Origin of the sequence: Chelatococcus asaccharovorans (genome assembly GCF_003201475.1) — a bacterium.
In the GTDB taxonomy this organism is placed as follows: Bacteria; Pseudomonadota; Alphaproteobacteria; order Rhizobiales; family Beijerinckiaceae; genus Chelatococcus; species Chelatococcus asaccharovorans.
The window spans coordinates 1-13,484 of record NZ_QJJK01000002.1; the positions used below are offsets into that span (position 1 = coordinate 1).

Consider the following 13,484-nt stretch of genomic DNA (forward strand, 5'->3'; position numbering starts at 1 on the left):
TCCACATAAATCCCCGGCGTGTGGATATGGTCGGGATCGAGGCTGCCGATCGGCACGATCTCCTCGACCTCGGCGACCGTCACCTTCGCCGCCGTGGCCATCATCGGGTTGAAGTTGCGGGCGGTCTTGCGGTAGATCAGGTTGCCTTCCACGTCGCCCTTCCACGCCTTGACGATGGCGAGATCGGCGGTGAGCCCCGTCTCCATCACATAGTCTTCGCCGTTGAACTGGCGGATTTCCTTGCCCTCGGCGACGATGGTGCCGACGCCGGTGCGGGTGAAGAAGGCCGGAATGCCGGCGCCGCCCGCCCGGATGCGCTCGGCGAGCGTGCCCTGGGGATTGAACTCGAGCGCGAGCTCGCCCGACAGATAGAGCTTCTCGAACAGCTTGTTCTCGCCGACATAGGACGAGATCATCTTCTTGATCTGTCCCTTGCCAAGCAGGATGCCGAGCCCGAAGTCGTCGACGCCGCAGTTGTTCGAGATGAAGGTCAGATCCCGCGTGCCTTTGCGGGCAATGGCGGTGATCAGATGCTCCGGGATCCCGCACAGGCCGAAACCGCCGGCCATGATCACCATCCCGTCAAACAGAACATCGTCCAGTGCTGACGAGGCGTCCTCGTAACGCTTATTCCGCATGTACCCTCCCTCACCTCGATCTTGCGATCTCAAGGCGTCGCTGTGCGCTTATGGCCTCACACGTTCGAACACGCTATGCGACACTCGATCATGCTGCACAAGCTAAAATGCTAACAGCCGATCTTCGCCCGTGCAGCAATCGCGTCGAAGATAACCGCGGAGTGAAACAACGCCAATGAGATATGCACGCCTCGCAGGCGCATGCGACAGATAGGGCTTGACGGCCTGACCGGCAGCCGGAAAACCCGGACGGCGCCGTCCATGACGGGCTTTGGAAAATGCCTGTCGTGACGCGTTAGGTCTATGAAATGTCCTGTAGAAATGCGCCGTGGTCGATCCGGCCCAGCATCAGCCGGGACCGGATGTCGCGAGCAGGCTCGCCATGTTGCCGCCAAGCACCGCGGGCAGGTCGGCCGCGGCAAAAGGTCCGTGGCGGGTGAGCAGGGCCAGACACTGCTTGTAGGTCATATGCTTTCGGGACACGGGGAAGTCGGAGCCCCACAGGATCCGCCCAGGGCCGAAGGCCGCGGCGATATCGGTCAGGATCCATGCGAGCGGCGTATAGGGGTACACCTGGTCCGGCGCCGCGACATTGCCAAGCCCTGAATATTTGATGTGGATGTTCGGGCATGCCGCTGCGGCAAGCACAAGGTCTCGCGCATTGTGCGTGGCCGCCGTCCGGGGACCGAGGAAGGCGAAATGGTGGAGGAGGATCGGCAGATCCGGCAAGCGCTCCGCCAAGGCGATCACGGCGGGCATCTGGTGCGGCAGCACCGACAGGCTGACGACGAGCCGGCGCGCGGCTGCCCCGCCAAAGAACGCGAGCCCTCCGGGGCTCGCAAGCCACGTTCCGTCATCGCCCTCATCCAGATAATGCGTGAAGCCTTGGAAATTCCAGCGTGAACACGCCTTCTCCAGACGCGCCGCCGCACCGGGCCTGTGATAGTCCGCCGACCAGCGGCAATCGATGTCGGGAAAGACGGCGAAACGGCCGGGATAGGCGTTCGCGACGCTGAAGGCGTAGTCGACATTGCCAGGATTATCGCCGATGCCAGCGCAGATGATGACGGCGCGATCCACGCCATGCGCATCCATTTCATAAAGCAGTTGGTCTGCGCGCCCTCGGCCGGCGGCATGGGGGTTGTCCGGCTCATAGGGCCAGTTCTCCCAGACATGGCAGTGGCTGTCGATGATCATGCCGGCACCGTGAGCGATGCCGCGCGATCGCGTTCGGCGCTGATGGCGAGCTGGATGGCCGCCGCCGACGTGGGCGCCTCTCCAGCCCGCAGCGGGGCGGCGATCGCCCGGAGCGGCTCGATCTGATAGAGCCCCACCGCGCCATCCGCCGGCAGGTAGCGCTCGGGCGAGGCCGTCTGTTCGTCGAGGTTCCAGGGCTTGTCCGGGTCAGGCGAAGGCACCGCCTCGATCAGTGCGCGCGTATAGGGATGAGCGGGGCGATGGATGACGTCCTCGGCGGGTCCTACTTCCATGACATGGCCGCCGTGCAGCACGACGATCGAATCCGCGACCTGATAGGCCGTCGTCAGGTCATGCGTCACATAGATCAGCGAGATGCCGAGATCGCGGTTCATCTCGTAGAGGATCGCCAGGATTGTCGAGCGCAGGGAGGCATCGACCATCGACACCGGCTCATCGGCGAGAATGATGGCGGGATCGAGCAGCAGTGCGCGCGCGATCATCACACGCTGGCGCTGCCCGCCCGAGAGCTGGTGTGGATATTTGCCGAGCGTCTCCGAGGGCTTCAGGCCGACGCTTTCAAGCGTCCGCTCAATCCTGGCATAGGCCTCGTCCCGCGACTTCACGAGCCCGAACAGCTTGAGCGGCGTCAGCAGCGGATGGTCGATGCGATAGAACGGGTTGAAGACATCGAAGGGATCCTGGAAGATCGCCTGCACCTCCCGCCGGAAGCTGGCAAGCAAGGCGTGATCCCCTGATGCAATGGGCTTCCCGTCATAGAGGACCGATCCCCGTGTCGGTTGCTGGAAGCCGAGCAGCAGCCGGATCAGGGTTGTCTTGCCGCTGCCGCTTTCCCCGACCACCGCGGTGATGGTGGGGCGCTTGCCGCCGACTGCGAGCGAGATATTGGACAGCGCCTTTTTCTCCTGGCTGCCTCCAGCGGAGAAGACGACGTCGGTATCGCGGACTTCGAGGATTTTCGCCATCAGACGCGTCCCCGCTGCAACACCGGGGACCGCTTCGCCGTGCGAAAACTCGCGAGGCGATCGAAGGACGGCAATGAATCGATCAGCATCCGCGTATAGGGATGCTGCGGGTTGGTGAAGATCTCGCGCACGGGTCCGGTCTCCACGAGTTCGCCGCGATACATCACACCGAGACGGCCGACGAAATGCGCCATCAGCGCCATGTCGTGACCGATGAGGACGATCGCCGCGCCAAGCTCTCTCTGCACACGGCCGAGGGTGGCGAGCACCTGCTTCTGTACCATGACGTCGAGGGCGCTGGTTGGCTCGTCGGCGAGAATGAGGCTGGGTTTCAGCGCGATCGCCATGGCGATGCAGACGCGTTGCTTCATGCCGCCCGACAATTCATGCGGGAAGCGATCCTGCACCTCCGGCGCGAGCCCCACCCGCGCCAGCAGGTCCCCGATGATGCGCCGCCGTGCCTCCGGTGTGTGGCGCACCCGATGATCCGCGAAGATGTCGCCGATCTGCCGGCCGATCTTCAGCACCGGGTTGAGCGAGCTCATGGCGCCTTGCGGCACCAGTGACATCTCGGCGAAGCGAATGGTGCGATAGCGCGCATCGGGAACGGCAGCGAGGTCCCTGCCGTTCAGCAGAAGCTCGCCGCCGGTGATCATCCCGCCGCGCAACATGCGCATCAGCGCCAGGATGGTCGTCGACTTGCCCGAACCGGATTCGCCGACGAGCCCGAAGCGCTCGCCCGCTTCCAGCGAAAAGCTGACATTGCGCACGGCATGGAACGGGCCGCGCGGCGTGCGGTATTCGACGGTGAGGTTGCGGATATCGAGCACAGTCATGAACCGTTCGCCATGCGTTTGTTCACGAAGGAATCGAGCCCGACTGAGGTCAGCATCAGGCCGATGAAGATCAGCGATATCAGGAGGATGGGCGGCGCCCACCACCACCACATGCCGCGCAGGATGGCGCCATAGAACTGTGCCCAGTAGATCGTCGTGCCGAGGGTCAGCTCCTTCTGCGGGCCGAGCCCGAGCGCCTCGAGCCCGATCGTCGCGAGCATCGCGTTCGACACCGCGATGACGAAGCTCGCCGCGATGAAGGGCAGGAGATTGGGCAGGATCTCGACGAAGACGAGCCGGGCCGTCGAGGAGCCGTTGAGGCGCGCGATCTGCACATAACCGCGCTCGCGCAGGGACAGCGTCTGGGCGCGAATGGTCCGCGTCGTCACCATCCAGGAGAGCGAGGCGACGATGACGGCCATGATGGCGACGGTCATCTCGCGCACATTGGCGGCGACAAGCACCAGGATGGCGATGCCGGGGATGGTCATCATGACGTCGGAGGCAAGGCGGATCACGGTATCGGCCACGCCGCCGGCGAAGCCGGAGACAAGGCCGAGCGCCACCCCGACGGAAAGGCTGATGAGGCCGGCCACGAGGCCGATCTTCAGGGTCTGGGGCATGGCGAGCATCAGCACGGTCACCATGTCGCGACCCTGCGAGTCCGTCCCGAGCCAATGCGCCGCCGAGGGCGGCTGTCGCGGCAGCGTCGCACCGACGCGGGCCAGCGCCTCGTCCGTGACGAAGGGGCCGATCGCCGCCGTGAGACAGAGCAAGGCCAGGATGAGCAAGCCGAAGGCAAGCGGCGGATTCCTGAGGAGGCGGGCAAGACCGTTGGACACAAGACCGTTGGACAAGGTGGCCATGGTTACTCCCTCCCCGTCGTGATGCGCGGATCGATGAGCGGATAGGCAAGGTCGAGGATGAACATCGCAATGGCGATCGACACCGACAGCAGCAGCACGATCCCCTGGATGACGAAGTAGTCGTTCGCCTGGATCGCCTGATAGAGGCGGAAGCCTATTCCGGGATAGGAGAAGATGACCTCGACGAGAATCGCGCCGGATACGATGTGCCCGAGCGTCATGGCGAGTTTCGTCAGCTGCGGCAGGAGCGCGTTGCGCAGACCGTACCAGCGGAAGATCCGGCGCGGCTTCAGGCCCTTGGCCTCCGCCAGCGTGATGTAGTCCTCGCCGAGCACGCTCACCATCATGCCGCGCATGCCGAGCGCCCAGGCGCCGATCTCGGCCAGGATGATGGAGGCCGCCGGCAGGGTCCCGTGCCAGGCTATCGCCGTCAGCGTCTGCCAGTTGAACCCGGCCGACTGGCCGAAGGGCATGCCGCCGCCGGCCGGAAACCAGCGAAAGACGATCGCGAAGAGGTAGAGCAGCACCATGCCGATCAGGAAGTAGGGCACGGACGAGAACAGGATGAGGCCGGAGCCGAAGGCGCGGGCGATCCGCGGCGTCCGCGGCCAGCCCAGCAACCCGCCGAGCCAGGTGCCCAGAACGAAGCTGACCAGGGTGGCAAAGCCAAGGAGCCCCAGCGTCCAGGGCAGGCCGGCGAGGATGGCATGCGAGACCCGCTCCGGATAGGCCGCGAGCGAAACGCCGAGATCGAGGCTGAACACCGACCGCCAGTAGGAAAAATATTGCGCCAGAAGCGGCTGATCGAGCCCGAAACGGGCGCGATAGGCGTCCACCATGGCGCTGATGTCGCCGCCGCCCCCGCCGGTTGCCAGCAACTGGTTGAGCTGCGCCTCCACCGGGTCGCCCGGCATGAGCCGCGGGAGAAGGAAATTGATCGACACCGCGAGCACGACGACGAGAAGCATCATGCCGAAGCGGCGCGCTACATACTGTGCATACATTGTCAGCTCTCCGGCTCAGAGCACCAACGCTTCAAGCGTCTTTTCCGTGAGGCCGAGGCCGAAACCCGGTTCGTCGTTGGGCACGAGCCATCCCTGCTCCGGAACCGCCATGCCGGGAAAGACCCGCGCCTCCGCCAGCGGCTGGCCGGGGGCCGATCCGATGAAGAACTCGCCCCAGCGCATATTGGCGGAGGCGAAGGTGAGGTGCTGGCCATAGGGGGTGTTCATGCCGGCATGCAGCATCACCTTGATGCCGGAAGCCTCGGCAATGTGGTTGATCCGCTGACAGCCGGTGAATCCACCGGCCCAGCAGATGTCAGGCTGGAAGACGTCGAGCAGCTGGCGGTTCGCCGCCTCGAGAAACTGCGCGGGCAGATACCAGTGCTCGCCGCCCGCCAGCGTCATCCACGGCAATCGGCTGCGCAGCGCGGCATGGGCATCCATCGGCTCGGGTAGCAGCGCATCCTCGATCCAGCCGAGGTTGTAGGGCTTCAGACGCTCGGCGAGGCGGACCGCGAAATCGACATCGAGCGCGAGCCAGCAGTCGAGCAGCAGTTCGACATCGGCGCCGACAAGGCCCCGGGTGCGCGCGACGAGGTCCTCGTTGCGGGCGAGCCCGTCGAGGCCCGAGAACGCGCCATAGGGGAGCGCGAGCTTGGTCGCGCGGAAGCCGAGCTCCATATGCCAGTCGGTATCGTTGCCCGTCGCATAGCAGAACACACGGTCATGGGTCGGGCCGCCGGCCAGCGCATAGACCGGCGCGCCCAGGATCTTGCCCTTCAAATCCCATAGCGCGAGATCGACGGCGCTGATCGCATAGGCGCCAAGCCCCCCCGAGCCATAGGGTGACGATGCGCGCATCATGATGTCCCAGGCGCGCTCCGTGGCGAGCGCATCCTCGCCGGTCAACAGGCCGGCGAAATGGTCGTTGATCAGCGCGATCACCGGCTGGCCGTGGCGGGTGACGCCGAAGCCGGTCGTCCCGTCTTCCGCCGTGACGAGACAGCCGACCGATCCGTCGAAGCGCCAGCTCGAGCGCTTGGCCTTGAACCGCGGATAACCCGACATAGGACCCGCGACTTCCGCATCCCGCGTCCAGGGCGGACGGGTGGCGGCAACGCCATTCGCCAGTGTTGCGTCCTTGTAGAGCGCGCCCACCATCTCGTTGCGGATGGTAAAGGCGCGGACGTCCTTGATTTTCACCACGGTGATCTCACGCGAAAAGGGGCCAGGGCCGATGGATCGGGAAACCACGCGGCTCCGGCGGCCCTTGCCGCCGGAAGCGCATGGCCCTTGCCGGTCACTGCTTCGGCTGGAGGCGATGAATGACCAGCGCAAAGCCTTCCCACGGCAGAGGCTGGGCCACATAGGGGTCCTTCGACGAGGGAAAGCCCGTCCAGTAGGTCGTGTTGAAGGGCTGTGTCTGGATTTCCTCGAACAGGGCAATCTCCGGCAGGTCACGGGCGATGATCGCGGTTGCCTGTTTGGCAAGGGCGACATAGTCCGCATCCTTCGGCGAGGGCTGCCGCGCCTCGAGCTTGTCGAGGATTGCGTCGAGCTCCGGGTTGGCATAGCGGGTCGGCGCGCGCAGGTTCTTGGCCGCCTCGCCCTCCTTGGGCGCGTATTTGGAGTGGAAATGCTCCAGCGTCTGCCAGGGATCATAGAGGCTGCCGCAATGCGGGTAGACGCTGAGCCCGAAATTGCCCGCCGTCAGCGCCTCGGTCTGCGCGGTGATCTGCTGGACATTCACCACCGTATCGAAGCCGGCCGAGCGGAGCTGCTCGCCGAGCACCGGGCCGACGGGATCGCCCTGGCCGACCGACACACGGATCTCCAGCGGCGAGCCATCGGGCCGCTGCCAGCGACCGGCTGAATTCTTCTTGTAGCCGGCCTTGGTCAGGATCTCGGCGACACGCTCGACACTGCTCTTGTCGAGGGCGGCCGCCTGGATGATATCGCCCATGCCGTCGACATAATCGAGCATGCCGCGATAGGAGGAGAACGGCAGCACCGCCTTTTTCACCGAGCCCTCGTAAGCGAGGTTCACGATCTGGTCGCGGTCGATCGCCGCATTGACCGCCTGGCGCAGGGCGACGTCATTGAACGGCGCTTTCTGGACATTGAAGCGGATGCCGATCACGCAGCCGTTCGGCGCCCCCCACACCGGTCCCTGCGCATTCCAGGCGGTGAGGTTGGGGTTCTGGACCTTGATGGCCTCGAATACGCCGGACTGGATGTTGCGACCGATGTCGATCTGGTTCGTCGCATAGAGCTGCGGCATGGCTTCCGCCGTCGCCGGGACGTAGATGATCCGTTCGACCTTCGGCATCTCCTTGACCAGGCCGACGTCCTTGGCCCACCAGTCGTTGCGGCGGTCGAAGAACAGCGAGCTCGCATCGGATTTCACGAGCTTGTAGGGGCCCGTGCCCATGGGCAGGCCTTTCGCCAGATCGAAGTTGTTGAACGTCTTCGGGTCCTTGCCCTCCCAGATATGCTTGGGCACGACGACGAAGCGCGTCGACTGGCCGGTCGCCAGGAAGTCGGCCGCCCAGCGTGGCCCGGGCTTCTTGAGCTTGATCGCGACGGTCAGCGGATCGACGGCTTTCGCGGAATCAACCCATTCCGCGATGGCCGAAGAAAACAGGAGCTCCGGCGCCGCACCCTTTAGCATGTCGAAGGTAAAGACGACATCGTCCGCCGTCAGGGGTTTCCCGTCGCTCCACTTGACGCCATCACGCAGCTTTACCGTGAGCTCAGTGAAGTCCTTGTTATAGGTGTAGCTTTCGGCGATCCAGGGGATCAGCTCATTGGTGAAGTGGTTCGTATAGAAAAGCGATTCATAGACAGTGTAGTGCATGCTGTTGCGCTGGTGCAGCAAGACACCCGCATAGGGATTGAAGTTGTCGATCGACGGGACCTGGTTGTAGAAGTCCCATCCCTGGCTGATCAGAGTGCGATTGCGCGGCACTTTGGGCAGCTCTTGCGCTGCGGCCAGCCCCGTTCCCCAAACCAGGACCGCCAAGGCGGCACCGGCTGTCAGCCAGCGGGCCAATCCATACTGTCTCTTCATGGTCTGCCTTCCTCCCGTATCGTGTCAGTGGACGTATTCCGCCCGGTTTTCTCGCGGTTAAGACCTTTTCGCCCGGAAGCGCTTGCGGGAACGGCCCCGCACAGCGCCCCGATACGACCGTCAGGAACTGCGACAGATCCCTTCGTCGAATTCCATGTGAAAGACGTGCTCGAGCGGCTCGCGCAGCGGCTCCTCGCCTTCCATTTCCAGCACATCGGCCATAAAGGCGCGCCAGCGCAGGATCACTGGATCCTCAGGTGCCCCCGGTTCCGGCGCGCGGCTCCGGAAGAGATGGCCAAACACCATCAGGTTCGGCTCATTCAGGAAGATGTCGTAGCTGACGACGCCGGATCTGCGCAGCGCATCCAGCATTTTCGGCCAGATCTCGGCGTGGCGGCGCCTGTATTCGTCGGTTTTCCCGGGGCGGATGCGCAGGAGAAAGCCGGAGACATGAAGCTTGGGATCGCTCATAGCCGGGCGTTCCTTCCGCGAATGGCCTGCGGCGCACCGCCGGCCCTTGCCGATTGCAGGAGCGAGGCGATGGTCGCGGCTGTCGTCGCGCCGACCGCACCCGGAGACAGGTTCGCTCCTCTCCCCTGAGCCAGATCAACCAGCGCATGGACGGGGCCGTCGCAGCGATACACCCAGTCGTCGGCCTTGAGCGGCAGATGTTCCACCTCTCCGGAGAAGCGGCGGATTTCGCAGAGATCGCGGTCGAATTCGGCGGTGAGCAGGCCCGCGTCGCCGGTGATGAACAGGCGCAGGAGCGCGCGATTGCCCTGGGGCATGGCGGCCGCGCCCGAAATGCTCGCCACCGCGCCGCTGGTGAAGCGCAGCGCGCCCGCTTCCGCGATATCCACATGGTCGGAGGCAACGGAAAAGGCGGTGATGGCCTCAGGCTCAAGGCCGGTCAGGAAATACATCATCGCCAAGGCGTGGGAGAGCTGGCCATAGGCGAAACCGCCGCCATTCGCCGGGTCCTGCCAGGTCGACGGATCCGGGCGAAAGAAAGTCGTGCGCCAGGAATTGAGGCCGCGATCGCCTGTGAAGACATCCCGCGTCGCCGAGATGAAGCTCACCATCACATGCTCGATGGCACCGATTGCCCCGTCCGCGATGCGTCGCCGCAGATCATCGACCTGCGGCAGGTATTGATAGCCATTGGCGACGACGAGATGCCGGCCGCAGGCTTCGGCCTTGGCGACGAGATCCCAGGCCTCGGCCGGGTCAAGCGTCAAAGGCTTCTCGCACAGCACATGGGCACCGGCCTCGAGGGCGGCCTGGGCATGCCTGTAATGAAGGTGATGCGGCGAGGCGACGACGACGATATCGGGCTTGCGCGCGAGCACGTCTTCGAACCGCTCGGACGCAAAGGCAAAGCCGAAGTGGCTGCGCACGCGCTCCAGCTCCGCCTGCCCGAGCCGGCAGACGCCATCGAGAACGACCTCCGGTCGTGCGGCAAGCACCGGGATATGGTTCTGTGCGGCATACCAGCCGGCACCGATGACGCCGGCCCGCAACACACGCTCGGGCAATCCCCCCTCCCTCAATCAGCCGCGCCGTTTTGGATAGCGCTGTCCATTCGTGACAATCAAAACCGCGACCCAGTGATTTTTTCTGTGACAGCGGCAAGTTTCAAGGTAGAAGAAATAGAGATGGACATCGTTGTCCATGAGCAGAATGAGTAGGCCTTGAGCGAATTCGAGTCAAGCCGTCAATCGGGGATGGAGGGCCGCACGGGTCCGGTGCCCGTTCGCCTGGAAGACGTGGCCGCCGCCGCCGGTGTCTCGACGATCACCGCGTCGCGCTGCATCAGCAACCCCGGTCGCGTTTCCGAGCGCACGCGCAAACATGTGCTGAAGGTCGCGAACGCCATGGGCTACGTCCCGAACCTCGTGGCCTCCAGCCTGGTGTCCGCGCGTTCGAACGTCATCGGCGTGGTGGTGCCGACGCTGGCCAACCCGATCCACGGCATGGTGCTGCAAGGCGCGGCCGACATTCTGGAGCCCGCCGGCTACAAGCTGCTGCTGGGGAATTCGCATTTCCACCGCCACAACGAACTCGAGCTGGTGCGCACCTTCCTCGGCCACCGCGTCGACGGCATCCTGCTGACGGGCAAGGACCACGCCGAGGAATGCCTGGACCTGCTGCGCCGCTCGGGCACGCCGCTGGTCGAGATGTTCGACTATAATCCCAACCCGCTCGACATGAGCGTGGGCTCATCGAATTTCGACGCGGGCGCTTCGCTCGGGCAGTATCTCCTGGCGCGCGGGCGCAGGCATCTCGCCTATGTCGGGCACACCGGCCTCGACGACAGCCGCATGATGGGCCGCCTCGAGGGCTTACGCTCCGTCTGTGCGCTCCATGACGCCACGCCCCCCCGGCACTACGAAATCACCAGCGATCCCGGCTCCGGCAACGGCGGCGAGGTGGTGAGCACGATTCTGCGCGATGCGCCGGAGGTGGATGCCGTCGTCTTCGCGGGCCATCAGGTCGCCGTGGGCGCCATTCGTCACGCGCTCGACACCGGCATCGACGTCCCCGGGCGGCTGGCGATCGCCGGTTTCGGCGAATCGCCGATCGCGCGGTGGATATCCCCCTCACTCACGACGGTACAGTTTCCCGTGCGCGAGACGGGCGTGGAAGCCGGCAGGCTGTTGCTCGGCCGCCTGCAGGGTCAGGCGCCGGCCCAGCGTGCGGTCAGGCTGAGTTTCGAGATCCTGAGCCGCGAAAGTGCGTGACGAGATGCGCCTTTACACCTCAGGTGCAGTGACAGGCCGGGCGATCGGTGCGCGAACGAGCCAGGTTACGGACACAAAGGCGCCGATCCAGGAGCCGGCGGCGGCAAAGACCACGTAGATCGCATGTTCCGTAAAGCTTATGACGGCGAAGGCAGAGAGCATATACCAGATGGCGCTCCAATTCGCCGCGCGGATGCGATGCCGCGCACCGACTGCAGCGTTGAAGAAAACATAAGCCGCGTCGGTGGCGGCGGTGGCAAGGACAACACCCATTGCAATAATAGGATCAAAGCCAAACATGATTTTCACCATTCTTATTTATTCTTAAATACAATATATATATATATTTAAACTGAATTCTGACTTTCGTCACGCGACAGTGATCAATCTAGTGGAGCGAATTTAACATTTGAGTCCCGCCTCACATCAGGCTCCAGATCAAATGTCAAATTCAAAAGCTCCACTAGAACCAATAACTTGCTAGTGGTTCTCTTGACTCCGACATTTGCTCCGAGGCCCGTATCAGGCGGATGCAAATGTCGGAGCAGAACCACTAGGGTGTGCATATACCTGCATTGCCTTTGCCATGCCGAGCGCAAGGACAGAAAAGCCAGGGTACGGCATCGGCTTGGCATGCACGACAGCCATGGAATCGAAGGCGCAACGCGCGCGTCGCACGAAACGCGCTTGCCAAGGCCCTTAACTTGAAGCGCCCTTCACTTGAAGAGCGTTCGTTTGACAGGCCGACCGATCGGTCAGGAGGAGCGAGGCGCGCTCAGTTCCGCCAGCATGCGCGCATGCCGGGTCCGGATAACCTCGAAGCGGCCAAGCAGAGCTTCGGCATATTGGGTTGAACAACCGGCCAAGCGCAACTGCTCGACGAGGTGGCGCTGGCGCTCGATCGTCAGCTCGACGTCGCCCAACTCGCAGAGCGCCCTATCGAAGGCCGTGTTCCCAGCGATCCGTCTACCCATGGCCGCAATAGTCTCTGTATAATGCTCGGCACGGTCTTACAGGGCTAATGGTGCCGACGCCACCCGCCCTGCATGGTCTGACGCCGGTAGCCTGGACGCGCGGTTATTCTTTGGGCCCGCCGGTCACGGGGACACCGTTGATGCGCTCGAACAGTCTCGCAACGGATGCATCGTCATCCCGCCCCATTCCCGCCGCCGAGGTCATCAGAAAGAGTTGCATGGCCGCGCTGGCAACGGGTACGGGCACGCGGTCCTTGCGGGCGATGTCCATGACGATGCCGAGATCCTTGACGAAGATGTCGACCATGCTGCGCGGCTTGTAGTCGTTGTCGAGCACATGCGGCATGCGATTCTCGAACATCCAGGAATTGCCGGCGGAATGGGTGATGACCTCGTAGACCCGTCGCAGGTCGAGTTTCTGCGCAGCGGCGAAGGCCATCGCCTCGCAGGCCACGGCGATATGCACGCCTGCGAGCAGTTGGTTCACGATCTTGAAGGCGGAGGCATCGCCGACCGCTTTGCCGAGCTCATAGACGCGCTCGGCCATCGCATCGAGCACCGGCCGCGCCGCCGATAGCGTCTCCTGCGCGCCCGACACAAGAATGGTGAGTTCGCCGGCAGCCGCGCGCTGCGCACCACCGCTGATGGGCGCATCGAGATAGGCCCGGCCCTTGGCCTCGACTTCGGCGGCAAACGCCCGCGCCTCTTCGGGGGCAAGGGTCGCCGATGACAGGAATACGGCGCCGGGCTCCATCGCATCGAGACATCCGCCCTGACCGAGCAGGACCTCTCGCGTCTGGGCGGCATTGACGACGACGCAGACAACGATCTGCGCCCCTGCAACGGCCGCAGCCAGACTGGCCGCGCGATGGCCGCCATCCTGCTCGAAGCGGGACAGAATCTGGGAGCTGACGTCGTATCCGACCACATCGAACCCGTGACGCAGCAGAGTTGTTGCCATGCCGTAACCCATCGACCCCAGTCCGATCACGGCAACCCGTGTCGCTGGTCGCGCTGCATTCTGCCCGGTCATCCGTGGAAGTCTCCCATCTTTGCGGTGCATGATAGGGCAGAGCGGCGGCCTGTCCAGATCAACGCTGCTCCGCCGACGGCGATGGCGGGCGTCCCCGGTCGGCGCCGCCGTGGTGGGGATTTTATCGCGACCGCTTGAC

14 protein-coding genes are annotated in these 13,484 nt (G+C 64.1%); 1 reads left to right on the forward strand and 13 read right to left on the reverse strand.

Annotated features, from left to right (window positions below; all coding sequences use genetic code 11):
• From C7450_RS04690 to C7450_RS04735, 10 genes are all read right to left on the reverse strand, one after another.
• Window positions 1-638 (reverse strand): CoA transferase subunit A (locus C7450_RS04690; RefSeq protein ID WP_110373265.1); only part of this gene is annotated, 638 nt, incomplete at its 3' end.
• Window positions 639-986: 348 nt separating this feature from the next.
• Window positions 987-1,835 (reverse strand): amidohydrolase family protein, encoded by an 849-nt coding sequence (locus C7450_RS04695; protein WP_110373266.1) that lies wholly within the window; start codon window positions 1,833-1,835, stop codon window positions 987-989.
• Entirely contained in the window at window positions 1,832-2,821 is a 990-nt protein-coding gene (locus tag C7450_RS04700) for an ABC transporter ATP-binding protein (protein WP_110373267.1), read from the reverse strand. Before C7450_RS04700 ends, C7450_RS04695 begins: the two co-directional genes overlap by 4 nt.
• Complete coding sequence (locus C7450_RS04705; protein WP_110373268.1) at window positions 2,821-3,657, reverse strand: ABC transporter ATP-binding protein; 837 nt, start codon at window positions 3,655-3,657, stop codon at window positions 2,821-2,823. The genes C7450_RS04700 and C7450_RS04705 overlap by 1 nt, the downstream gene beginning before the upstream one ends.
• On the reverse strand, window positions 3,654-4,523 hold the full coding sequence (locus C7450_RS04710) for an ABC transporter permease (protein ID WP_110373269.1): 870 nt from the start codon (window positions 4,521-4,523) through the stop codon (window positions 3,654-3,656). The genes C7450_RS04705 and C7450_RS04710 overlap by 4 nt, the downstream gene beginning before the upstream one ends.
• 2 nt (window positions 4,524-4,525) lie before the next feature.
• Complete coding sequence (locus tag C7450_RS04715; RefSeq protein ID WP_110373270.1) at window positions 4,526-5,527, reverse strand: ABC transporter permease; 1,002 nt, start codon at window positions 5,525-5,527, stop codon at window positions 4,526-4,528.
• Window positions 5,528-5,542: 15 nt separating this feature from the next.
• The gene (locus tag C7450_RS04720) at window positions 5,543-6,733 is read right to left on the reverse strand and encodes an enolase C-terminal domain-like protein (RefSeq protein ID WP_170147056.1); all 1,191 of its coding nucleotides are present in this window, start codon (window positions 6,731-6,733) and stop codon (window positions 5,543-5,545) included.
• A gap of 94 nt (window positions 6,734-6,827) precedes the next feature.
• Complete coding sequence (locus tag C7450_RS04725) at window positions 6,828-8,597, reverse strand: ABC transporter substrate-binding protein (RefSeq protein WP_110373272.1); 1,770 nt, start codon at window positions 8,595-8,597, stop codon at window positions 6,828-6,830.
• 120 nt (window positions 8,598-8,717) lie between these two features.
• Window positions 8,718-9,068: an L-rhamnose mutarotase gene (locus C7450_RS04730; RefSeq protein ID WP_110373273.1), complete on the reverse strand. Its 351-nt coding sequence runs from the start codon at window positions 9,066-9,068 to the stop codon at window positions 8,718-8,720.
• The gene (locus C7450_RS04735) at window positions 9,065-10,132 is read right to left on the reverse strand and encodes a Gfo/Idh/MocA family protein (protein WP_170147057.1); all 1,068 of its coding nucleotides are present in this window, start codon (window positions 10,130-10,132) and stop codon (window positions 9,065-9,067) included. The genes C7450_RS04730 and C7450_RS04735 overlap by 4 nt, the downstream gene beginning before the upstream one ends.
• Window positions 10,133-10,288: 156 nt before the next feature.
• Between C7450_RS04735 and C7450_RS04740 the strand changes: the two genes are divergently transcribed.
• Window positions 10,289-11,338 carry a LacI family DNA-binding transcriptional regulator gene (locus C7450_RS04740; RefSeq protein WP_146227259.1) on the forward strand — a complete coding sequence of 350 codons (1,050 nt, stop codon included), beginning with the start codon at window positions 10,289-10,291 and terminating at the stop codon, window positions 11,336-11,338.
• 12 nt (window positions 11,339-11,350) lie between these two features.
• Here the strand turns inward: C7450_RS04740 and C7450_RS04745 are convergent, their stop codons facing one another.
• The 3 genes from C7450_RS04745 to ltnD all read right to left on the reverse strand — a co-directional run bounded on the left by C7450_RS04745 (window position 11,351) and on the right by ltnD (window position 13,345).
• Window positions 11,351-11,638, reverse strand: coding sequence for a hypothetical protein (locus C7450_RS04745; protein WP_110373276.1), 288 nt, complete (start codon window positions 11,636-11,638; stop codon window positions 11,351-11,353).
• Between the two features lie 455 nt (window positions 11,639-12,093).
• Window positions 12,094-12,312, reverse strand: a complete 219-nt coding sequence (locus tag C7450_RS33440; protein ID WP_146227260.1) for a hypothetical protein — start codon at window positions 12,310-12,312, stop codon at window positions 12,094-12,096.
• A gap of 103 nt (window positions 12,313-12,415) precedes the next feature.
• Window positions 12,416-13,345 (reverse strand): L-threonate dehydrogenase, encoded by a 930-nt coding sequence (ltnD, locus tag C7450_RS04750; protein ID WP_110373277.1) that lies wholly within the window; start codon window positions 13,343-13,345, stop codon window positions 12,416-12,418.
• Window positions 13,346-13,484 lie beyond the last annotated feature (139 nt).

Coding starts and splice junctions, on each gene's coding strand:
- C7450_RS33440 (WP_146227260.1), bottom strand. CDS start 12,312: ATGGGTAGACGGATCGCTGGGAACACGGCCTTCGATAGGGCGCTCTGC.
- C7450_RS04695 (WP_110373266.1), bottom strand. CDS start 1,835: ATGATCATCGACAGCCACTGCCATGTCTGGGAGAACTGGCCCTATGAG.
- C7450_RS04725 (WP_110373272.1), bottom strand. CDS start 8,597: ATGAAGAGACAGTATGGATTGGCCCGCTGGCTGACAGCCGGTGCCGCC.
- C7450_RS04745 (WP_110373276.1), bottom strand. CDS start 11,638: ATGTTTGGCTTTGATCCTATTATTGCAATGGGTGTTGTCCTTGCCACC.
- C7450_RS04730 (WP_110373273.1), bottom strand. CDS start 9,068: ATGAGCGATCCCAAGCTTCATGTCTCCGGCTTTCTCCTGCGCATCCGC.
- ltnD (WP_110373277.1), bottom strand. CDS start 13,345: ATGACCGGGCAGAATGCAGCGCGACCAGCGACACGGGTTGCCGTGATC.
- C7450_RS04700 (WP_110373267.1), bottom strand. CDS start 2,821: ATGGCGAAAATCCTCGAAGTCCGCGATACCGACGTCGTCTTCTCCGCT.
- C7450_RS04715 (WP_110373270.1), bottom strand. CDS start 5,527: ATGTATGCACAGTATGTAGCGCGCCGCTTCGGCATGATGCTTCTCGTC.
- C7450_RS04710 (WP_110373269.1), bottom strand. CDS start 4,523: ATGGCCACCTTGTCCAACGGTCTTGTGTCCAACGGTCTTGCCCGCCTC.
- C7450_RS04705 (WP_110373268.1), bottom strand. CDS start 3,657: ATGACTGTGCTCGATATCCGCAACCTCACCGTCGAATACCGCACGCCG.